Source organism: Sphingobacterium sp. UBA3519 (genome assembly GCF_002377215.1).
GTDB lineage: Bacteria > Bacteroidota > Bacteroidia > Sphingobacteriales > Sphingobacteriaceae > Sphingobacterium > Sphingobacterium multivorum.
Genome location: NZ_DFPI01000024.1, coordinates 1 through 22,477, shown reverse-complemented (window position 1 = coordinate 22,477; position 22,477 = coordinate 1). Strand labels below are relative to the sequence as shown.

General features: G+C 40.4%; 18 protein-coding genes. 12 read left to right on the top strand and 6 right to left on the bottom strand.

The window, feature by feature from the left end; all coding sequences use genetic code 11:
• Positions 1–1,173, top strand: coding sequence for an ABC transporter permease (locus B3297_RS12740; RefSeq protein WP_286767797.1), 1,173 nt, complete (start codon positions 1–3; stop codon positions 1,171–1,173).
• Between the two features lie 79 nt (positions 1,174–1,252).
• Here B3297_RS12740 and B3297_RS12735 read toward each other — a convergent pair whose 3' ends face one another.
• From B3297_RS12735 to B3297_RS12725, 3 genes are all read right to left on the bottom strand, one after another.
• A complete protein-coding gene (locus B3297_RS12735) occupies positions 1,253–2,275 on the bottom strand; it encodes an FKBP-type peptidyl-prolyl cis-trans isomerase (protein ID WP_046672741.1) in 1,023 nt (340 codons plus the stop codon).
• A gap of 23 nt (positions 2,276–2,298) precedes the next feature.
• Positions 2,299–3,309 (bottom strand): DHH family phosphoesterase, encoded by a 1,011-nt coding sequence (locus B3297_RS12730; protein ID WP_115046634.1) that lies wholly within the window; start codon positions 3,307–3,309, stop codon positions 2,299–2,301.
• 118 nt (positions 3,310–3,427) lie between these two features.
• On the bottom strand, positions 3,428–6,067 hold the full coding sequence (locus B3297_RS12725; protein WP_146753065.1) for a hypothetical protein: 2,640 nt from the start codon (positions 6,065–6,067) through the stop codon (positions 3,428–3,430).
• A gap of 412 nt (positions 6,068–6,479) precedes the next feature.
• Here B3297_RS12725 and B3297_RS12720 point away from each other — a divergent pair, with 412 nt between their 5' ends.
• The 5 genes from B3297_RS12720 to B3297_RS12700 all read left to right on the top strand — a co-directional run bounded on the left by B3297_RS12720 (position 6,480) and on the right by B3297_RS12700 (position 12,910).
• On the top strand, positions 6,480–6,869 hold the full coding sequence (locus B3297_RS12720; protein WP_046672738.1) for a DUF423 domain-containing protein: 390 nt from the start codon (positions 6,480–6,482) through the stop codon (positions 6,867–6,869).
• A 240-nt stretch (positions 6,870–7,109) separates the two neighbouring features.
• Positions 7,110–9,593 carry a replication restart helicase PriA gene (priA, locus tag B3297_RS12715; RefSeq protein ID WP_112374849.1) on the top strand — a complete coding sequence of 828 codons (2,484 nt, stop codon included), beginning with the start codon at positions 7,110–7,112 and terminating at the stop codon, positions 9,591–9,593.
• 235 nt (positions 9,594–9,828) lie between these two features.
• Positions 9,829–10,485 carry a protein-L-isoaspartate(D-aspartate) O-methyltransferase gene (locus tag B3297_RS12710; protein WP_046672736.1) on the top strand — a complete coding sequence of 219 codons (657 nt, stop codon included), beginning with the start codon at positions 9,829–9,831 and terminating at the stop codon, positions 10,483–10,485.
• 131 nt (positions 10,486–10,616) lie between these two features.
• Positions 10,617–12,440, top strand: a complete 1,824-nt coding sequence (locus B3297_RS12705; RefSeq protein ID WP_286778989.1) for a MutS-related protein — start codon at positions 10,617–10,619, stop codon at positions 12,438–12,440.
• Positions 12,441–12,508: 68 nt separating this feature from the next.
• Positions 12,509–12,910, top strand: a complete 402-nt coding sequence (locus B3297_RS12700; protein ID WP_070561224.1) for an acyl-CoA thioesterase — start codon at positions 12,509–12,511, stop codon at positions 12,908–12,910.
• A gap of 90 nt (positions 12,911–13,000) precedes the next feature.
• On the opposite strand, the gene B3297_RS12695 is transcribed toward B3297_RS12700, so the two are convergent.
• Together B3297_RS12695 and B3297_RS12690 are read right to left on the bottom strand one after the other, a co-directional pair.
• Positions 13,001–13,375, bottom strand: coding sequence for a DUF779 domain-containing protein (locus B3297_RS12695; protein WP_112374846.1), 375 nt, complete (start codon positions 13,373–13,375; stop codon positions 13,001–13,003).
• 120 nt (positions 13,376–13,495) lie between these two features.
• A complete protein-coding gene (locus B3297_RS12690; RefSeq protein ID WP_286778988.1) occupies positions 13,496–14,998 on the bottom strand; it encodes an aldehyde dehydrogenase family protein in 1,503 nt (500 codons plus the stop codon).
• A 175-nt stretch (positions 14,999–15,173) separates the two neighbouring features.
• Between B3297_RS12690 and B3297_RS12685 the strand changes: the two genes are divergently transcribed.
• Entirely contained in the window at positions 15,174–16,076 is a 903-nt protein-coding gene (locus B3297_RS12685) for an AraC family transcriptional regulator (protein ID WP_046672732.1), read from the top strand.
• Position 16,077: 1 nt separating this feature from the next.
• Here the strand turns inward: B3297_RS12685 and smpB are convergent, their stop codons facing one another.
• Entirely contained in the window at positions 16,078–16,533 is a 456-nt protein-coding gene (gene smpB / locus B3297_RS12680) for an SsrA-binding protein SmpB (protein WP_046672731.1), read from the bottom strand.
• A 411-nt stretch (positions 16,534–16,944) separates the two neighbouring features.
• Here smpB and spt point away from each other — a divergent pair, with 411 nt between their 5' ends.
• Genes spt through B3297_RS12655 form a run of 5 tightly spaced genes read left to right on the top strand, consistent with a single transcriptional unit; the run spans position 16,945 to position 21,369 of the window.
• Positions 16,945–18,144, top strand: coding sequence for a serine palmitoyltransferase (gene spt, locus B3297_RS12675; RefSeq protein ID WP_046672730.1), 1,200 nt, complete (start codon positions 16,945–16,947; stop codon positions 18,142–18,144).
• 11 nt (positions 18,145–18,155) lie between these two features.
• On the top strand, positions 18,156–19,277 hold the full coding sequence (locus B3297_RS12670; protein ID WP_286778987.1) for a hypothetical protein: 1,122 nt from the start codon (positions 18,156–18,158) through the stop codon (positions 19,275–19,277).
• Complete coding sequence (locus tag B3297_RS12665; RefSeq protein WP_070561221.1) at positions 19,274–20,266, top strand: NAD-dependent epimerase/dehydratase family protein; 993 nt, start codon at positions 19,274–19,276, stop codon at positions 20,264–20,266. Before B3297_RS12670 ends, B3297_RS12665 begins: the two co-directional genes overlap by 4 nt.
• A 9-nt stretch (positions 20,267–20,275) precedes the next feature.
• Positions 20,276–20,968 carry a CDP-alcohol phosphatidyltransferase family protein gene (locus B3297_RS12660; RefSeq protein ID WP_112374844.1) on the top strand — a complete coding sequence of 231 codons (693 nt, stop codon included), beginning with the start codon at positions 20,276–20,278 and terminating at the stop codon, positions 20,966–20,968.
• Between the two features lie 2 nt (positions 20,969–20,970).
• Positions 20,971–21,369, top strand: coding sequence for a GtrA family protein (locus tag B3297_RS12655; protein ID WP_112374843.1), 399 nt, complete (start codon positions 20,971–20,973; stop codon positions 21,367–21,369).
• Positions 21,370–22,477 lie beyond the last annotated feature (1,108 nt).

Here is a 22,477-nt window from a genome sequence, read left to right as displayed (position 1 = left end):
GTGAAAAAATTTTTAGAATTGATCCAACGAGAGTTTAAGCTCTTCTTCAATAATAAAGTGCTATTGATGCTTTTTCTGGGGGCACCTGTATTGTACGGTGTTTTGGTGGGGCACGTCTATCAACAAGGTAAGGTAACGCAGATGCCGATCATTGTGGTTGATGAGGATAATAGCCCCTTAAGCAGTTCATTTATTGATATGCTTTCCGATAATGAGAGTATTGACGTTGCCCGTGTATTACCGTCCTTATTTGATTCAAAAGATATTGCCATGCAATATGAGGCAACAACGATTGTGCATATTCCTAAGGGTTTTGCATCTGGAGTACAACAGGGACGTTTGCCCGAAATGACTGTTTTCGTAGATGGTGCCAATACGTTGACCTCCAATACAGCCATGATGGCTGTTAATGTTTGTGCCTCGACGTTGAAAGCGGGCATACAGATTCAGGCTCAAATGAAACGTGGTGTTCCCGCAATGATTGCTGCACAGCAGTACGAACCTTTTAAGACAACTTTTGTTAAGCAAAATATCCGAAGTGGAAATTACCTGTATTTTATGCTGCCGGGAGTGCTTATTACCGTGCTGCAGCAGGTCTTGCTCTTAGGCTTGGCTTTGTCTTTTTCCTCGGAGTTTGAAGGCAATACATTTCCAGAGCTTGTACGTAAAATCGGTAATCCAATTGGGCTTATTCTTGTTAAGATATTACCTTATGTTTTGATGTCTATTGGTATTCTGGTTTTATATTGGGGTTTTGGTCAGTATTACCGTATGCCTTTACAGGCCGAGTTTGGGCGCTTTGTCCTGTGTACTTTCGTCTTTCTGCTCGCCGTATGTTTTATCGGTGTACTCGTCAGCATTGTCCTACCTTCGCAATTGAAATCGACAGAAGTCCTTATGGTAATTGCAACGCCAGCATTTATCTTGAGTGGCTTTACCTGGCCGTCGAGTCTAATGCCAGGATGGGTACAGGCAATAGCAAATGTAATCCCATCAACCCATTATCTACGAATTTTTAGGTTAATGTTTATTCAGCATGCTGAAAATTACCATACCGATAAGGCCCTGATCGCGTTAACCATCATTATGATCATCAGTTTTATATTGGCCGTAGTAATACTGTGGCTAAAAATACGGAAGATCAAAAAAGAAGATAAGAAGGTTAACGCATAACCAATAAAAACAGGAATAACAAAAAAGCGGTTTCATTTTGGTGAAACCGCTTTTTTGTTAACTGAAATTTACAGTCAAATTATTTTTTTGCTGCTGGAGCTTTCGTTGCAGGAGCTGTTGCCGCTGGAGCAGTAGTTCCAGTAGGCGCTACCATGCCTGGAGTTGTTGCTGTAGGAGCAGGAACTTTTCCAGGTTTAATATCCAATACTTCTACTTCAAATACTAAAGGAGCATATGGAGGGATAACACCTGAAGGGCGATCGCCATAAGCCAAAGATGAAGGAATGACTAAAGTTGCTTTTGTACCTTTGTTAAACAATTGGAAAGCTTCAGTCCATCCTGGGATCACACCATCAACACCTAATTGGAACTTTAATGCCTCATAAGGACGTTGAGGGTTGAAAACTTTCTCTTTTTTAGCTACATCTGGAAGATTTGTATCAAATACTTTTCCTGTAGTTAATGAACCTACATAGTTCACATGAATAGAATCACCTACTTTTGCATTTGTTCCTGTTCCAGGTTTCGTGATTACGTATTGAAGACCTGAAGCTGTTTTTGTTGTTTTCAAGTTTTTATCCTTGATATATTTTTCAAGTTTAGCTGGTTCAGCAGCTTTGTGTTTGTTTAATTCTTCTTCAAAATATTTCTGAACTTGTTCGCCCAATTGTTGGTCTGTCAATTTTCCTTTTTTGAAGTGTTTTTTGACTTTGATCGAATAAACAATGAATTTATCTGCAAACTCTGGTTTTGGTTGGTGTGTTTTAGCAGCCATAGAATCCAAGTTGATTTTGAATACCAAGCTATCGCCTTCACCTACGTATTTGAATAAACCAGTAGGGTCACCTGGATTTTTTGCGATGATACTATCTGGGTATAATTGAACGATTTGAGGGACTCCCATGTCATATGTACTTTGCATTGTAGAATCTCTGTCCGTTTTCACAACCATGTCAAGTGCTAATAAATCGCCTGATACTGCTTTTTCTTTTGCATTATCATCTACGATTTTATACTCAAGACCACCTTCAGCCTTTTTGAATTTTTGGCATGACGTCATCAAAAGACCGGCAGCCGCGAAAAATAGAATTGCTTTCTTCATTTTCTAATGTATGTTACGATATCTTATTTTGTTAATATTTCTTTATAATTTGGTAAAACCGATTTGAATTTAGCAATCACTGCTTCGAGGCTTTCTTTCGAATTACCGCCTGAAGCGTTAAGATGCCCACCCCCATTGAAATATAATTTACAGATCTCATTGCAAGGAACTTCTCCAATCGAACGCAAAGATAGTTTAATTTGTTCATTTCTGTCAATAATTAAAGCAGCCAATCGAATTCCTTTAATTGAAAGTGCATAATTGACCAATCCTTCGGTATCGCCGGTGATAACTTCAAACTGCGCGAGATCCGCTTTGGTTACATGGATAATGGCGGTGTTATATTCATGGATAACCTCTAGACGATTCAGTAGACAGAACCCTAAGAATTTCAGGCGGCTTTCAGACGAACTATTGTATATCTCTTCGTGAATAGCCCAGTTTTGTGCGCCGCAATCAATGAGTGATGCAATGATGCGGTGAATTTCAGCAGTGGTCGAACGGAAGCGGAAAGAGCCCGTATCGGTCATAATACCGGTATATAAGCATGTCGCCATGTCAGCACTGATATGGTCTGGATCTTGCATCTCATGGACCAAGAAGCGATAGATCAATTGTGCAGTCGCTGCTGCAGATGAATCCCAAAAAGCGTAGTCTTCAAATCCTTCCGGATCCAAATGGTGATCAATCATACATTTGATTGCCTTCGCTTGACGAATAGGTTCACCCATCTCGTGAATACGGGCAAGACCATTGAAATCCAAGCAGAAAATTAATTCAGCTGCGTCAATCTGTTGATCGTGCAGGTCAATATCCTGTGTATAAATTTGTACATTTTCCAAGCCAGGTAACCAATCCAAAAAGGCAGGAAAGTCTGACGGTACAATGAGATTTACCTGATGTCCTTTCGCGGTTAACCAAAAGTACAATCCTAAAGATGAACCCAAAGCGTCCCCATCTGGTTTGTAGTGCGTTGTAATTACAATACGTTTTGGTTCAGCCAATAACTCTTTTAATTCTTCCGATTTCAGCATAGTCATATTAAGTCTGCAAACCTACTATAAAAAAATTAGATTAGACAAATTTTTTATAAAGATCTTTTTGCATCTTATCGCGTTTGGTGTTGATTCTAAAAAAATGATTTTCAGGTTTTTAAAACTTATATACATAGATCTTGAAATCCCGCTTCATACAGATTAGATAATTGGCATTGTCGCCATAGTTAATCGGTCCATAATAGAATTTTGAAAAACCTTCTACAGGGAATCCTTCCTGAACCAAGCCATCAGATCCGAAGACATAGATCATGCGATTGTCGGTTCCTACGCCAATGATATCAGATTTACCTATTCGTTTAAAAAACAACGGTCTGTTACTGGCCTCTTCGATGAATTTATATTCAAAGTAGGAAGAAGAGTCTCTTACACTGTAGGCATTCAGTTTGTTGTTGGCTAGAATAACAAAGTCTCTGTCGGCACCACCGCTAATATCTTCAAAATTAAAGAAAGCATCTTTGCCCCAGTCACCCAGTTTTATTTTTTTGGTTTCGCCCTCGAAAGGAATTTTGAAGACACTACCTTTATTGTTTGCCAAGTAAATGAAGGAGTTCTTCTCATCCGAGGCCGCAACTAAACCAATTGGATTTTTAACACTTTCTCCATCGGTATCCAATGTTTTTTTATGGATGACCTTACCATTTTGATCAAAGAAATAGACGGAAGCAGTGCTTGTACCGGCAATAATATAATTGGTCTGCCCTAGACTGGTTGTTTTTAAATCGAATAAAATTCGCCCGTCCACGCTATTATTTTCAAAGCCCTCCACTTTTTTGCCGTCGAGTGTATAGGCAAGAATGCGGTCTGTTGCGGGAATGTAAATACGTTGCTCTTTATTGAAGGTGGCAATTGTAGCCCCATAAGTCGCCGAGTATGGCAATTCAACTGAAAAACCGGTTCGGTTTTTACCATCTGGCATAAAACGATATAAGCGGTTTTTTGTAACGGCGACAATACTGAGATCCTGTAACTGAATTGGCTCGCCCAAAATTTCACCTTGGAAGAGGTTCTGCCAAAGCTCTTTTCCATCCGGCGAAAATGCATGTACCGTGTGATCTTGTTCTTGAATCAGGATAAACTTATTCTTCCCATCTTGATCTAAAATCCAAGGTTTATTGATAATTCGGTTCTCCAGTTGAGCTGTCCATTCTGGTTTGCCCCCCAGTCTCGTATCACTCTTAAAGAGTGCATATAAACTGGACGAAAATGTGCCTTGGTTGCCACTTAGCTGATAGGACCATGAATAGAAATTTTGAAAGCCATATTCATCCTCATCTTTAAAGTTCTTTGCGAAATCAGCTTTTAAGTTATCCAGAATATTGCTTTTACCAGCCTTAGGTTCTAAATAGAACGTTACGTTACTGCGGCTATTCTGCAATGCTGCATGATTTTTGAAAATTGCAGTACCCGAAAGAAATTGCTTTTCCCGGAAAGATTCACGATAATCTCGCAAGATACCTGTTCGGCCAGCAACAACCATGATATTGTCTACAATAGTGAAATAGGGTCGGGTAAAGCTCTTGAAAGGTTCTCCAAATAATGCATGTAAAAGATTCGAATATTTAAATTGATAGATCGAATCCCCTACAGCAGTACTGAATTTCTTAAGATTATCGGCAAATTGTGTGGAATCCGAAATGCTAATCAAACCAATCGCATCCTGATTGTCCAGTTCCGCGAGTGCAAATTCATCGTTGAAAATTGGCGCAATAATACTGTCAAATGATACTTTGCTGTCCTCTTCAAAGTTTTTTATACTTTTCGTCAATCGAGCGTCTTCTTTTTGTTGTACTAACAAGGCTTTTAATCCGCTGCGGAAACTACGGGGATCAGAGATACTAAAGTCTATATAAGATGCTGCATTTTTAGGGAGATAGTTCCCCAGAGCTTGCACTTGAGCCGTCTGCGTGGCAAATAACTGTAAGTAGCTATTTTTGCTCGCCGTGAGATCTGTTTCACCCTTAAAGATAAAAGCATCCTTTTTGAAATTCATGTTCCAGGACGTTTGGCCCTTCAGCGAATCGATCAGGTTGAGATAGGTACCAAATTTGGATTTCATTAGTATTCGAGCAATTTGCGACAGTTGCTCATTGAAAAAATAGAGACTAAGTGGTGTGTTTTTATTATTATGGTTTACGAAGAACTCGATTTGTTTGGTACTTATTTTCTTAACCTGTTTATCAAAGATCTGGGAAAGCACCTGCTTAGAGTAGCTGGCGAAAATGATTTCGTGGGAATAGGCACAATAAAGTGTACTATCCTTAGTACCTTGATTAAGCCCATAAAATCGTTGGCCTAAGGTGTCAAAGGGTTGTATCTTGTAGTTTTTACCGACGTTTCCAAGCAATGTTGCCAGCGCGTTATTATCAATGCTTTGACCAACCTGAACGCTATATAGCGGAGTAATCTGATCTTTTTCCTGATGAAAAGACAGTAATACTTGCTGCCCCGCTACAAGAGGTGCTAGCTGTTCGCTACGTAATAATTCGTCTTTAAGACGTTCCAAATTACTGAAATTGCGTTGGCCAATAATGGCTTTAAAGAGCTCATAGTCGTTAAAGATCGTATCTACAGTCTGATCATTGGCAAAGGAGGCAATGGTTAATGTATTTTCAGGAAGATATTGTAAAGCTTTAGAATCTTGTTTATTGTTTTTATTGAAGTCTCCAAAAAGATAGATCGTAGCCGCGATGACCGCGATGAATAATATAACAGTGATGATGATTGTTTTTTTCATCCTTTTTATTTTTTTCAATGCCTGATAAGAACTCGAATAAATCGTCACTAACCCGCTGGTCGATACGATTAAAAATGCAGTTTTTAGCAGAACAACTATTTATGAGGTACTCATTTTCTTTTCAGCAGATAAGTACACTAAACTTGTTTTTTAAATGGTGATGAAGTTATCATGCGGCAGATGTTTATCAAGGATATACAAATCTTGAACCTCGTTCAAGATCTTGGTGAGCTGCACGATGCTCATGATGATTCATACGTAAAACAAACCTAATAAAAATATATGGGAAGAGATAGAAAATCGTTGCTATAATGCGCCTTTGTAATAGAAATTTAACAAAAAATTCCTTATTTTGCTCTGTTTTTAATACATTTATCGCTAGAAACTCATTTTCAGCATTCACTTTAACATAATGAATAAGAAAATCATTTTAGCCGCTTCGTTGTTGGGAGCATTAGCTGTAATATTAGGTGCCTTTGGCGCTCATGGTCTAGAAGGAAAGGTAAGTACATATCATATTGAAACTTGGAAAACTGCAAACCAGTATCATTTCTATCATACCTTCGCCCTGTTATTTTTATCTACTTTTTCGCGAGCAAAGACGTACTCGATTAAAGTATCATTTATTGCTTTCCTCATTGGTATACTTTTTTTCTCAGGATCGTTGTATGTCTTAAGTGTGCGAGAAATAACCGGCTTTGGCAATCCGTCTATTTTAGGACCTATCACGCCTTTGGGAGGATTGTCTTTGATCGTTGGCTGGGTTGCGCTATTTATAGCAGCGCTAAAAAATAAATCGTAATCCTATTTAATTGCCTATGTCGATACGAAATCATATTCGTATTTAATCATAACAGAGCCTTCTTGAATAAATTCAGGAAGGCTTTTTTAGGTTACAATGGATTGACCAGTGATCGCTTGGCTTTCACACTCCGATGTCGCTTTGGCGCCGTATGATTGTAGACGGTTTTATGTATTGCCGGAGTCGTTTGACCGCTATTCCTGAAGGTTTTTTTGTACTTTTATACCATAATTTGAATTTATGTCCAATCCACAATCTACGATTTTTAGTGAAAGAGATACGCTGTTTGTTGATGTGGTCCTACCACTAGCATTAGCAAGAACATATACGTATCGTATTCCGGTTGACTGGAACGATCGTGTGCAGGTCGGTGTACGAGTCATCGTGCAATTTGGACGGAATAAGATCTATTCTGCGGTTGTCAAGTCTATTAGCCAGGAAGCACCAAAGCACTATGAAGCAAAGTATATTTTGGACATCATTGATGAAAAACCCATTGTCGATTTAGCTCAGTTTAAACTTTGGGATTGGCTAGCCGATTATTACATGTGTAGTTTGGGTGAAGTCATGCAGGCTGCGCTGCCCTCGGCATTGAAGCTGGCCAGTGAGACCAAAGTCGTTTCATCGATTGAGGAAGAATTTGACCGTTCCACACTATCAGATAAGGAGTATCTCATCATCGAAGCTTTGGAGGTGGCGGGAGAACTAAAAGTCAATGATATTGTGAAATTGCTGGGACAAAAAACAGTCTTCCCTATATTAAAACAATTATTTGACAAAGGAATTGTTTTGATTTCTGAAGAGATTACAGAACGATATAAACCCAAGACCAAAGCATTTTTGCGTTTTGCGCCCGACTTTCGAAATGAAGATGCAAAAAGAGAATTGTTGGACAGCTTAAACCGTGCACCAAAACAACAAGATGCGGTATTGGCATTTATGCAGCTGGTCAAAAAAACGGAGGAAATTACGCGACCCATGTTGACGGAGGCCTCGGGCTGTGGTAACGGTGCAATTACGGCTTTGATTGATAAAGGTGTTTTTGAAATAAAGGAAAAGGTTGTATCCCGGTTTCAGGGGGAGGATATCGAACTGGATGCCAATTTTCAATTTAATGAAAATCAGCAAAGGGCTTATACCGAAATACAAGCGTCGTTTGAGGAGAAGGACGTTACACTGTTGCATGGTGTGACTGCTTCGGGAAAAACACAAATTTATATACGGCTTATTGAACAAGCAATCGCTGCGGGAAAATCAGCTCTCTATCTACTGCCTGAGATTGCGCTGACAGCGCAGATTACAGCGCGCTTAAAGTTGCATTTCGGCGATAAACTGGGGGTGTACCACTCTAAGTTTAATGATAATGAGCGTGCCGAGGTGTGGCATAAAGTCATGAAGAATGAATTTCAGGTTGTGATTGGGGCTCGTTCTTCCGTCTTTCTGCCATTTCAGGATTTAGGGATCATCATCGTTGATGAAGAGCACGAAAGCTCCTATAAGCAGTTTGATCCAGCCCCACGTTACCATGCCCGCGATACGGCCATTTACCTCGGATTTCTACATCAGACCAAAGTACTATTGGGATCCGCGACGCCTTCTTTGGAAAGTTATTACAATGCCAAAGCTAAGAAGTATGGCTTTGTGCAGCTGCTTGAGCGTTATGGCAATGCCCAATTGCCAAGTATTGAGTTGGTGAATATTCCCGAAGAAGGAAGAAAGGAAAATATGTTTTCCTATTTTTCGGGTATCTTGTTAAAGGCAATTGAAGAAGCTGTAAAAAATAAAGAGCAGGTTATATTATTTCAAAATAGACGTGGGCACACGACAATGATCCAGTGTAATACCTGTGGATTTGTTGCAAAATGTGTCAATTGTGATGTCAGCTTAACCTATCACAAGAGCTCTAATATGATGCATTGCCATTACTGTGGTCATGTGGAGCCTCCACTTCGTGTTTGTCCAGCCTGTGGAATGCCCCATATCGAAAGTAAAGGCTTCGGTACAGAACGGGTAGAGGAAGAACTTGAAATCCTGATGCCCGAAATCCGCATCGGTCGCTTGGATCTGGATTCCACAAAAGGCAAATATGGTTTCGACAAAATTATCACGGCTTTTGATGAGCATGAATTTGATGTTCTTATAGGGACACAAATGGTCGCTAAGGGGCTCGATTTCGGAAGAGTAAGCCTTATTGGTGTTGTCAATGCAGATACGATCATTAACTTTCCGGATTTCCGTTCGTATGAACGATCATTTTCGTTATTTTCCCAGGTAGCAGGACGCGCAGGTCGACGTGAAGCCGGCGGAAAAGTTATCATCCAGAGCTACACCACGAATCATCGGGTTTTAGAACAGGTGGTCAATAACGATTATGAAGGGATGTTTATGACTGAAATTACAGAACGTAAAAACTATCTTTATCCTCCTTTCTACCGTCTCATTCGGATTGATATTAAACATACGGATTTTCAGAAATGCTATGATTCGGCCAATCGTTTTGCCTCGGCGCTGCGGCAACAGTTGGGTGCAAGGGTATTGGGACCGGAGCCGCCTTTAGTTTCTCGTGTGCGGAATAATTTTATCCAGACCATTACCTTGAAGATTGAGCGAACAAATATTAGTATTGCAAAGGTCAAGGAATTGATCCGTTCGGTGCTCCTCGATTTTGAAATCGATAAAACCAATGCTGGTGTGCGCGTTCAGGTCGATGTAGATCCCTATTAGTGACAGCTATTGCCCGCATTAACTTGTAAAAACGAGCGTTCTTGGTAAACTTAAATCACATGCGCTTATCGTTTTCTTCGCGGCCAAATTCAAGAGGTCAACGGAGGTTGAGCCTAAGGGAAAGATGATTCGGAAAATAAAGCAAATTAACTTGAAAATACGTACAGTGTTGGTATTGAATTATTTGTGATTAATTCTGTTTAATGTGCCTTTTAAAAGGTAAATTTGAAACATCATGGCGTACAAGTTTATTGATAATTATCGGGAGAAAGGTGCTCGTAAGAAATTGGTTGAACATCTAAAAAGCCGGGGCATTGCGGACCAGAAAGTATTAGATGCCATTGGCAAGGTACCACGTCACTATTTTTTTGATGAAACATTCTGGAATCAGGCCTATCGGGATATTGCTTTTCCAATAGGTGACGGGCAAACAATTTCGCAGCCGTATACCGTCGCCTATCAATCTGAACTGCTCCACGTGAAAAAAGGAGATAAAGTACTGGAAATTGGTACGGGATCGGGGTACCAAACCTGTATCTTGTTGGAACTTGGCGCAGAAGTGTATACTATCGAACGTCAGGAAAACCTATATCAACGAACCATTCAAGTGTTGCCCTACATGGGCTATAAACCAAATTTCTTTTTAGGTGATGGCTCCAAGGGAATCGAAGAGCACGCCCCTTATGACAAGATTATTGTCACTGCAGGTGCGCCTTTCGTGCCAGAGGTTATGTTGAAGCAGTTGAAAATGGGCGGAATTTTTGTGATCCCTGTAGGAGACGAAAAATCGCAAAAGATGATGACGATCATTCGGGTAGGTGAAAATGATTTTGACCGTATCGAATTGGATACGTTTCGTTTTGTGCCTTTGGTGGGTGATCAAGCTTGGTAGGAGATCCATTCAACCAGTTCCGATGGCCTCCCCCAAGGTCTGCGAGTGACAATCGAGCCCTTGTTTCATGAGCAGATGCAAAATAGCCATGATTAAATTGAAATGAACGTGAAAGAATAAATATTCACCTTATGACGCCAACTGCAATAAAATATGACCAGAAGCATCGCGAAACCGCTTCAACTGTGGTCAAATTAAATAAACAAGTCAACACGCTCAGCTTGTCGCGGCTATTTGTGATACTCGGTGGCGGAGCGTTGTTATTTTATACCTTTCAACTGGAAAGCCTTCCGCTGGTTTTTTTCTGCTTTTTTGGACTATTGTTCCTATTTGCCTATCTGGTGCGGAAGCAGAGCCAGTTAGAGCTTCAGAAGAACTATTTTGAAGCTTATCTGAAAGTTTTGGCAAATGAACAGGCCCTAGCAGAAGGGAAACTAAACATGTATGACCATGGTGAGCATTTCGAAAACGGAGCTCATCCTTATAGCTCCGATATGGATATCTTTGGCACATACTCCTTATTCGCGCAGATAAATCGGGCAACGACCAAACAGGGGATTGATCTTTTGGCTTCTTGGCTTGATGCGCCTCTCCAAAGCAATCAAATTCAACGCAATCAAGAAGCATCACAGGAACTCGAAAATGAATCCGAATGGATATGGGATTTTCAGGCAAAGCTCTTGGCCAATCTGAACCATAAATTGGATATCAAGGCATTTTTGACAAATTACTTTCAAGACCGAAATTTTCAATTCGGAAATGCTTTTATGCGATTTTATATCAAAGCAGGCCCTGTTTTATTTTTGGTCGTTTTAGCGGGCAGCTTTTTCGTGCCAAAATTGGCTGGAGTGGCAACCTTGATAGGACTATTTCATATTCTTTGGGCATTGGCCAAAGCAGGAAGTGTGAGTATGTTCTCGTCGCGAATAGACAAAATTGGTGGCGTGCTGGGATCATATGCAGATGCGATTCAATCGATCGAAGACCACGCATGGAAGTCTATTGCTATGCAGGAGATCGCCGGAGAGCTAAAACAAAACCGGGGAACAGCATCCATTTCCTTTGCCTTTAAAAAACTCGCTGGTCTTATTAACAACTTGGACGCACGGAATAATGTCTTTGTTGGGCTATTTCTAAACCTATTTCTCCTTTGGGACTTTAGACAAGTATTGGCTATTGTTGATTGGAAGAATAAATACGAAAACGAGATTCTGAATTCATTCGATACCTTGGCTAAGGTGGAGGCTGTCACTAGTCTTGCTATTTGGAAGAGAAACCATTCGTCTTATAGTTATCCAGTAATTTTGGATAATCCGCTGGAAAATAAGATTGACGCGCAAGGGTTATATCATCCACTGATCCCAAGCAGTCAGGTCGTCGCCAATGATTACAGTAGTATAGATCATCGTGTTGCTTTGGTAACAGGTTCAAACATGGCTGGAAAGAGTACATTTCTGCGGACAGTAGGTATTAATGCAATTTTGGCTTATGCCGGAGCTGCGGTTGCAGCGACTTCTTTTCAGCTCCCGATTTACAAACTAATATCCTATATGCGCATCAAGGATAACCTGAATGAAAGTACGTCGACATTTAAAGCAGAACTGAATCGGATGAAATTTATATTGGATACAGTTTCAGTACATAGCGATAGCTTTTTTCTAATCGATGAGATGCTTCGTGGAACAAATTCAGTCGACAAATATCTTGGCTCCCGTGCAATCATAAAGAAACTGGTTCGATTGGACGGTAAGGGTATGGTGGCTACACACGACTTACAACTGTCCAGTTTACAAGAGGAATTCCCGGGAGATATCAAAAATTATCATTTTGACATTCGTGTTGATGCGGGGCAGATGCTGTTTGATTATAAGCTGAAGATAGGGGAATGTAAGATATTCAATGCGTCGCTTTTATTGAAAGGTATAGGCGTGGATATTGACGAAAATATGGAATAAAAATGACGGAACTGGAGCTAGATTGGTTTACATTTGTCTCCTCTTAAATCCACTAAATAATACAATAAATGACTTTACAAGAACGTATTGATTTATCAGAAACACATGTTTGCACGACCGTGTTTCCGTTTTTGACAAATCATCACGATACTTTATTCGGCGGCAAGGCGATGTCCATTATGGACGAAGTATCGTTTATGGCTGCGACACGATTTTGCCGCAAAACGTTGGTGACTGTATCGACAGACCGTATTGACTTCAATAAGGCAATTCCTTCCGGAAGTATTATTGAAGCGGTCGCGCGGGTTCAAAATGTAGGCCGGACCAGCTTGAAGGTGAAGGTCGACATATTTTTGGAACATATGTACAAGGAAGGAAGAGAATTGGCCATTGAGGGTGTTTTTACATTTGTTGCCCTTGATGAAAACAGACAGCCAATTCCAGTCCTTGAAGGCTTGGATATTGAATAAAATTTTAGCTTCCGAATGCGGAAACTCAAGGGAGATTTTTTAAAATTATAACATGGAAATGGGTCGCAGATTGCAATGCGACCCTTTTTGTCATTCGTTTCTCTTGATGGGGCGGAGGTCGTTAAGTTCTTCGGCTGTAAATAAACGATAATGAACTTTGAAAGTTTTACCCAGTGGGGTTTCCAATGAGAATCCCCCCGGACCAAATCCATCCAGCACATCGAGTGTGAAATGCGCATGTTTCCAATATTCAAAGAGATCCCGATCCACCCAAAACTCATATCCTTCGGCTAATCCGATCATGGCGTCATTTGTCCTAGGAAAATAACCTCCTTCCTCAAAACACTGTGGCTGTGTACCCTCGCAGCAACCTCCGGCCTGATAAAACATTAATTTACCATGCTTCGCTTCAAGTTCATGAATGAGCTCCCTGGCTTTTTCAGTGATGTCTAGTCTATTGATCATGGTGAAATTCGTTTATGTGTTTTAGCGTTGACGAATAGGAAATTCAGCTGAAGGGGCAGCATTTGCTCCCCCTAAACTCGGGTATCTAGCTGTTCGAAAAGAATACCCGGTACGCTTCAGTTAAAAGAAACCAAGTTTTTCTTTACTGTAGGAAATCAACATATTTTTGGCCTGTCTGTAATGGGCAAGCATCATTTTATGGTTTTCCCGTCCAATTCCTGATTGTTTGTATCCGCCAAATGGGGCACCCGCTGGGTAGGAGTGATACTGATTTACCCAAACACGTCCTGCTTGTATGGCACGTGGGATCTGATAAAGCTGATGTGCATCTCGGGTCCATACACCTGCTCCGAGACCATACATGGTGTCGTTGGCGATAGCAATTGCTTCTTGTTCATCCTTGAACGTGGTGACTGCCAACACGGGGCCGAAGATTTCTTCCTGGAAAATACGCATGCTATTATCGCCTTTGAATAGGGTAGGTTTGATGTAGTAGCCATCTTCAAAACCAGCACCGACATTGTTTTCATCACCGCCGGTCAATACTTCGGCCCCTTCTTCTTTGCCAAGTTTAATATAGGACATAATTTTGTCCTTTTGGATCTTCGATGCCTGAGCACCCATCATTGTTGTTGGGTCTAATGGATCGCCCACTTTGATCTGATTAACCCGATCGACTACTTTAGCGATAAATTTTTCATAAATGTCCTCCTGGATCAGTAAACGAGAAGGACAGGTACAAATTTCGCCCTGATTGAGTGCGAATAATACGGCTCCTTCCACTGCTTTGTCCAAAAATGCATCGTCTGCATCCATAACCGAACTAAAGAAAATATTGGGCGATTTCCCACCCAATTCTAGGGTTACCGGAATGATATTTTCAGTCGCATATTGCATAACCAAACGTCCAGTTGCTGTGGAACCAGTGAATGCTGCTTTGGAAACCTTTGGGTTTGTGACCAAAGAACGACCAAGTTCTGCGCCGAAACCGTTAACGATATTGACTACTCCGGCAGGAATCAGATCACCGATAATCTCCATAAGGACAAGAATGGATGTGGGTGTACTTTCAGCAGGTTTTAATACGACGGTGTTCCCTGCGGCAAGGGCCGGAGCTAGTTTCCATACGGCCATTAGAATCGGGAAATTCCATGGAATAATCTGTGCAACAACTCCGATTGGTTCGTGTACAATCAGTGACACTGTATTGCTGTCCAATTCGCTTATGGACCCCTCTTCAGCGCGGATTACACCAGCAAAATACCTGAAATGGTCGATTGCCAATGGGATATCGGCATTTAATGTTTCACGTACCGCTTTTCCGTTGTCTATCGTTTCAACGGCGGCGATATATTCTAAATTAGCTTCAATGCGGTCAGCAATTTTATTGAGGATAATACTTCGTTCTGTAGCCGAGGTTTGTCCCCAAGTTTCAAAAGCTTTAGCGGCGGTGTCGACAGCGAGATCCAGATCTTCTTTTGTTGAATGGGCAACTTGAGTAAACACTTTTCCATCTACCGGCGAAATATTATCGAAGTATTTTCCTTGAATTGGTGCGACAAATTTACCACCAATGTAGTTGTCATATCGTTCTTTGAACGATGGTCTTTTGATTGCGCTCATATGGTTTATTTATTAATTATTTTTAATCCCTTCTTATCAAAGTTAGCCAGCAATTATTCAATGGTGTAGCAGAATTGATCCAAAACATAGCACAATTGTGGCACATAACTTTCGCTCATAGTTTATTTTATTTATTATATTTGATTGACTGCCAATTATATTTAATTGTTGCACTATGGAAAATAGGACGCTGATTCATACATTGCCATTTTCGCGGAAGGGGGAGCTCAGCACATTAGTGGAGAACCGACGCGCATTTACGTTAGATAGCTTGGAGCTTAATATCTACGAAACATATCGGATATCGCAGCATGTACCTTTATGTTTTGATGATTTGGTTATGATTAATATGATCCAGGGTAAAAAAATCATGCATTTGGAGAATGTAAAGGCTTTTGACTATCTGCCCGGTCAGATGATGGTGTTACCTGCATCGGTGGCTATGCATATTGATTTTCCAGAAGCGACCCTCGACCAGCCCACGCAGTGTACCGCTTTAACAATTCATAGAGAGAAGATAGCAGCAGTCTTAGATTATCTAAATGAGTTTTATCCAAAAGAACATGTCAATCAATGGCGGCTTGATCCGGAGTTTTTTCACCTGTACAATTCGACTGAGCTTGCCGATCTGGTGAACAAGTTGTTTCAGATCATTATTAGTGAAAATCCGTTGAAAGATGTGCTTGCAGATCTGACCTTTAAAGAGCTTACGATTCGGCTACTTCAGTCACAGTCGATGATGGCATTAAAAATTGGGAAGTCGCCCAACAAAGTACTGTTACACGTGCAGGAATTTATTCAGAAACATATTACCGAGAAAATTTCAATTGGTCTATTGGAGCGGACTGCTCACATGAGCAAAGCGAGCCTTACGCGGATGTTTAACCGTGAACTTGGACTTAGTCCAATGGAGTATGTGATCCAACAGCGTATCGAGAAGGCAAAAAAGATGCTTTTACTCACCCGTAATGTAAAGGAGTCGTGCTATGGGGCAGGATTTAATGATGTCAACTACTTTGTTCGGCTTTTTAAAAGCAGGGTAGGCATGACGCCAGGCGCATTTGTCCTGGCGCGTTAACCTAAAATTTCATCACGCGATCAAGCTCACGTTTAACATCTCTTTCTTTGATGTTTTCTCGTTTGTCAAAATCTTTTTTACCCTGTGCCAAGGCAATTTCAACTTTGGCAAACCCCCGGGCACTGATAAAGATGCGTAGGGGTACAATGGTAAAACCACGTTCTTCCCCTTTCTCTTTCAGTTTTTTTAATTCTCTTTTTGTCAATAGCAGTTGACGGTCGCGTTTTGCTTCATGGTTATAGAAAGATCCCATGGAATATTCGGCAATGTGCATGTTACGGATGTATAATCCGTCCTCAAAAAAACTACAGAAACTATCGTTAATATTTGCCTTTCCTTCGCGTATGGATTTTATTTCTGTACCCAATAATCGAATTCCTGCAATGTACTTGTCCAGTAAGTGGTATTCAAAAGAAGCTTTTTTATTTTTTATATTGATATCTGAAGATAAAGCCATATATTGTTGTATATTAGTAAGTCTATACCATTGCTATTGCAATGAACCTAAATGTAACTAATTATAGGATAATTTAAAGTTCGCAAATATAATTATTAAAATTGTCTTATTTTAAAGTAGAATTGTGTGGGGCGGATGTTAGCGGAGTATTAAAATAAAATTAACTGTTTTGGGCGATGTGTTAAAAATATGACTAAATTTAAGTGAAAGTCAGATTATGTTTTCGTATGTTTGCAACGTTTTTTGGAATTATTGTGAATATATACAACGTAGCATTTCAACTTACATTGTGGATATAGCAGATTTTTAGTCGGAGACCGAGTTTTTTATATAAAAGTCCAATTCGATAATTTTGTTTGTTACAATAACATCTAAAAGTTAGAAATAGTTTTAGAAATACATTTTTATCGCATGAGTAAAGGAAAGTTAGGCGAGAAAATATCGCAATTTAAGATTGTTGAGGAGTTGAAAGCTAAGGGCTTATATGCCTATTTTAGACCTATTCAATCAAAACAAGATACCGAAGTAAAAATCGATGGTAGACGTGTGTTGATGTTTGGTTCTAACTCTTATTTAGGGTTAACGACTGATACACGTATTATAAAAGCAGCGCAAGATGCTTTGGAAAAGTATGGTACTGGATGTGCTGGATCTCGTTTCTTAAACGGTACGTTGGATATTCACGTGGAACTGGAAGAAAAATTATCTGCTTATGTAGGTAAAGAAGCCGCTATTCTGTTTAGTACAGGATTCCAATCAAATCTAGGGCCTTTGTCATGTCTAATGGGACGTAATGATTATATTTTGTTGGATGAGCGTGACCACGCATCAATTATTGATGGTAGCCGTTTGTCTTTTTCCAAAGTAATCAAATACGGACACAATAATATGGAGGACTTACGTGCTAAGTTATCACGCCTACCTGAGGATAGTGCGAAGTTAATTTGTACGGATGGTATCTTTAGTATGGAGGGGGATATTGTTAATTTGCCTGAACTTACGTCGATTGCCAATGAGTTTGATGCTGCAGTAATGGTCGACGATGCACACAGTTTAGGTGTTATTGGGCACAAAGGAGCTGGTACAGCTTCTCATTTTGGGCTTAATGATGATGTAGACTTGATTATGGGTACATTTAGTAAATCGTTAGCATCTTTAGGTGGATTTGTCGCAGGTGATGCAGATGTGATCGATTTCTTAAAACACAATGCGCGCTCTGTGATGTTCAGTGCTTCAATGACTCCAGCTTCGGTTGCTTCAACATTGAAAGCTTTGGAAATTATTCAAAATGAGCCTGAGCATATTGAAAAATTATGGAAAAACACAGATTATGCCAAAGCACAATTACTGGATCATGGGTTTGATCTAGGTGCTACGGAAAGTCCTATTTTACCAATCTTTATTCGTAGCAATGAAAAAACGTTCTGGGTAACTAAAATGCTCCAAGATGATGGTGTATTTGTTAATCCAGTTGTTTCTCCAGCAGTTCCTGCAGAAGAGTCTTTGATTCGTTTTTCATTGATGGCGACACATACTTATGACCAAATCGACGAGGCTATTGAGAAGATGGTTAAAGTATTCAAACAAGCTGAAGTTGAAACATTAATATAAAATCTAATCGTATGATTCAGATTATACCCGTTGAAACAAAGAAACAAAGACGGCTCTTTATAGATTTCCCTCATAGTCTCTATGAGGGAAATCCTAATTATGTACCTGCCTTATTTCTTGAACAAAACGATTTGCTTTCCCCTGACAAGCATCCCTTTTATAAACATTCCCAAGCACAACCTTTTCTAGCTTATCGTAACGATAAGATTGTCGGTCGTATATGTGCCATCTGGAACAATAACCATAATGCTTTCAATCATGTGAATGAAGGGCAGTGGGGTTTTTTCGATTGTATAGATGATCAAGAAGTCGCAAACGCGTTATTTGAGACTGCAGAGAAATGGGTTAAAGCTAAAGGAGGGGATACGATCGTTGGGCCGATCAATTTATCAACCAATGATACCGTTGGTTTATTGGTTGACGGTTTTGATAAGCCTCCAGTAGCCATGATGCCCTACAATTCACCGTATTACATCGACTTGATTACCAATTCGGGTTATGGACATAAAGTGGATTTGAGAGCTTACTTGGTCATGGAAAAGTCGGCGGATAAACGTTCAGTCATGCTTTTGGATAGACTGGAAGAGCGTTTGAAAAGATCTGGCATTACATTGCGTCAATTCAATGTGAAGGATTTTCAAAACGAGGCAGCAAAAGTTCGTGATATTTATAATAGAGCATGGGATAAAAATTCGGGTTTTGTTCCGATGACAGAGGACGAATTTAATTATACGGCCAAAGATCTAAAAATGATTCTCGATCCACGTTTTGCTATCGTTGCGGAGAAAGATGGTGAGCTTGTTGGCTTTGGTCTAGGGATACCTGATATCAATCAAATCCTTATCAAAGTGAAGCGAGGACGTCTACTTCCTACGGGTATTTTTAAATTGTTATTTGGAAAGAAAAAAATCAACTTGCTTCGTGTACTCATGTTAGGGGTATTGGAAGACTACCGTAAACTTGGTATTGAAGCATGTCTGTATGGCCGAATTATAAAAGAATCAAAAGATTCTAATATCAAAGGGGCCGAATGTTCGTGGATGTTGGAGCATAATTACATGATGAACCACGCTATAGAACAAATGAATGGAGAATTGTACAAACGTTATCGTTTGTATCAAAAATCATTATGATAGAAAAAGTATTAATCACCGGAGCGAGTGGTTTTGTAGGCTATCATTTGACAAGAGCAGCGAAAGAGGCGGGGATGGAAGTTCATGCCGCGGTGAGGAAGTCAAGTGATGTTTCAGAAATTCGCTCCGTTGTAGATAAATTTGTTTATCCGGATTTCTCTGATGAAGAGTCTATCAGCGAATTACTGGAAGCGGAAAACTATACCTATGTTGTTCATGCTGCGGCAATGACTCGTGCCAAGCACGAAGAAGATCTCGAAAAGGTCAACGTTGGTTATACAAAAAACTTGGCATCTGCTTGTTTTTATTTAAAAACTCCCATCAAAAGATTTGTTTTCGTTAGTAGTCTTGCGGCAATCGGTCCTGTTAGCTACGATGCTAACCTTATCGATGAGAGCAATCCCTATCGCCCTGTTACGGCCTATGGTCGTAGTAAACGGAAAGCGGAGCTCGCCTTGGATGATTTTAGAGATCAGCCACTAACGATTTTGCGCCCCACTGCAGTATACGGCCCTCGTGAAAAAGATATTTTTATTGTTTTTAAAACAATGAATGGCGGCCTGGATGCCTATGTTGGCCGCTCTCCTCAAAAGCTTAGCTTTATTTATGTTGCTGACCTGGTGCAGGCGATCATTCATGCCTGTCGTTTTGATCAAGGAGGAAAGCAGGTGTATAACCTCAGTGATGGGCAGGTGTATGGCCGTTATGAGTTGGCTAGATTTTTCAAAGAGTTTAGCCAAAAGAAAATGATTCGTATGCATATTCCTTTTGGTGTCGTGAAGACTATCGCGGTTATTTTTGAACGATTGTATAAAAAATCTAAAGCAATACCTGTGCTATATCCGGAGCGACTGAATGAACTTACAGCTGAAAACTGGGGCTGTGATATCTCGGCGGCTCAACGTCAGCTACAATACCAACCTAAATATGATTTGAAGAAAGGCTTAATGGAGGCATTGGCTTGGTATAAAGAAAATAAATGGCTATAATCGCAGATAATGAGTGAGTTAAAAATAAATAAAAAACTTTTTCAGGATAGAAAGAGAACAAATATCTTAAGTGAACCCGAACAAAAACTTATTTCGTACGTCGTACCTCGAATTCCAAATTGGATTACCTCGGATGGACTTACGGCAATTGGATTTTTAGGCTCCTTAATGATATTGGGGAGTTTTATCTTGGCTGAATATGTTGATATTCGCTATTTGCTTCTAGGGATCCCTGGTTTCTTTGTGCAGTGGTTTGGTGATTCATTAGATGGTCGTATCGCATTCTACCGTAATAAATCCCGTCGCTGGTACGGTTTCGCGTTGGATATTGTAATGGATTGGATTAGTACGGTTTTTATAGGATTGGGGTATGTGCTGTATACCGTGGGTGATTTTAAGTATCTGGGATTTACATTGGTCGCATTGTATGGCTGGGCAATGATTATTTCTCAGCTCAGGTATAGAATTACCGATAAGTATACGATAGACGCCGGAATTTTGGGGCCTACTGAAATTCGGGTGATTATTTCATTGGTTATGTTATTTGAAGTTTTAATGCCTGGGTCTATTAATTGGTGTGTACTGTTAATTTGTATCGCACTTTTTATAATTAATACAAATGATACACGCCTACTTCTTAAATTAGGCGATGAAAAAGATAAAGCGGATAAACTGAAAAAACAACAGGAGGAGGCTATTTAACGATGTCTTCAAAAGTTATTACTTTTTTAAAAGCCCAACTCTCCGCCTTTTTAGGCGGATTGTTTGATTTTGGAGTATACTCTGCTTGCTATAAGCTACTTCATATCAGTGCTCCTTTTTCCAATGTAATTAGTGGTAGCCTTGGTGCTGTTGTTAATTTTTTGATCAATCGATACTGGTCCTTCGGTAGCACGCAAAAGTCTGTCGGCAGTCAGTTATGGAAATTTGTGATCGTCGTTTGTGGTAGTATCACATTGAAGTCTACCGGAATTCATTTTCTGGTCGATGTATATCATGTAAACTTTTTGTTTTCGAAACTGGTTGTTGAGTTGCTTGTTTCTTTGGGTTTCAACTATACGCTTCAGCGTTTTTGGGTTTTTAAAGCTGAAGAGAAATCGTAATTTCCTTATTTTTTACGAATCAGCTTTAGCTGTTTTCAGTTCCATTTCTTTTTCTGTTTCTTTCGATTTCGCGTAATCTCTTGCTACCATTTTTCGGTTTAGCAGGATATTAGTTTAGTTATCGCTCTAAATCAAAAGAAGGTTGTTTGACAGCCCATCCCTGTTGTATTTCTGTGAATCTATGTTATTGTCCGGTGCTGTGCCAAATGAGACTTTGGTCGTTGGCCTTACATTTTTTGTGTCGGCTATATGATAATATGGATCCTTATATGTTTATCCGTTTCTAAGCTAGTTTGTCATTTGAGTTGGTATTCCGAAGCAAATGCTGCTCCGCTCCATCGTTAAATTGGGGTATTCCCCAGTCTGATGTTGAACCCTTGAATTGTTGTTGTTTCTGTATTTATACCGTGTTTTTCCGAGTTGTTTTCGTGTTGTAGCGTTGCTGGGAGTTTTTCGGCTGCGGTTCCGATTGGCGTTGCCCTTTTTTAGGGACATCCGGGGGACATGGCCGCGTTCGGAGCGTCATTTGCCCGTTTTGGCAGCGGGGTGAGTGCGGGCTTAGAGTCGGAGACAACACGGACTCAACACGGACAGAACACGGTTGCAGGGCAAATCTGCCCCGACCATGGTACGAAGCCGGGGGGAAGGAGGGCTGGGAGGTTCCCGCTGGGGCTGCGGTGTAGCCGGAGTCCTATCCCCAAGCGGAAACCTAGTTAGCGCTAACTAGGGAAGAGTTGAGTATTCTTTATTCCTTAGTTTAGCTTTTGTTTATATTTAGCTTAGCAATAGGTTAGGTTTTGTTTAGCTATAACCTATATTATACCTAAACAAAACCTAACTAAAACCTAAACTAAACCTAAGTAAAAGGGTGAGAAAGTATCGCTATAAAAGGAGGTATTCCGGTCCTACCAGTATCCGCCCGTTCCCGTCCATCGGCTATGGCTGGCTCGCCCTCTGTCGGCTGCGCCTGTGCGCACCGTCTTTAACTGGCATTGAGCCGAGCGGGCTACCATAGTGATCCCGAGCTTAGGCAGATCGAACAATACAATGTCCATCCATGTTTCCGCTGCAGAGCCTGTATCAAGTCCCGGTTCCGCGGATGTCCGTG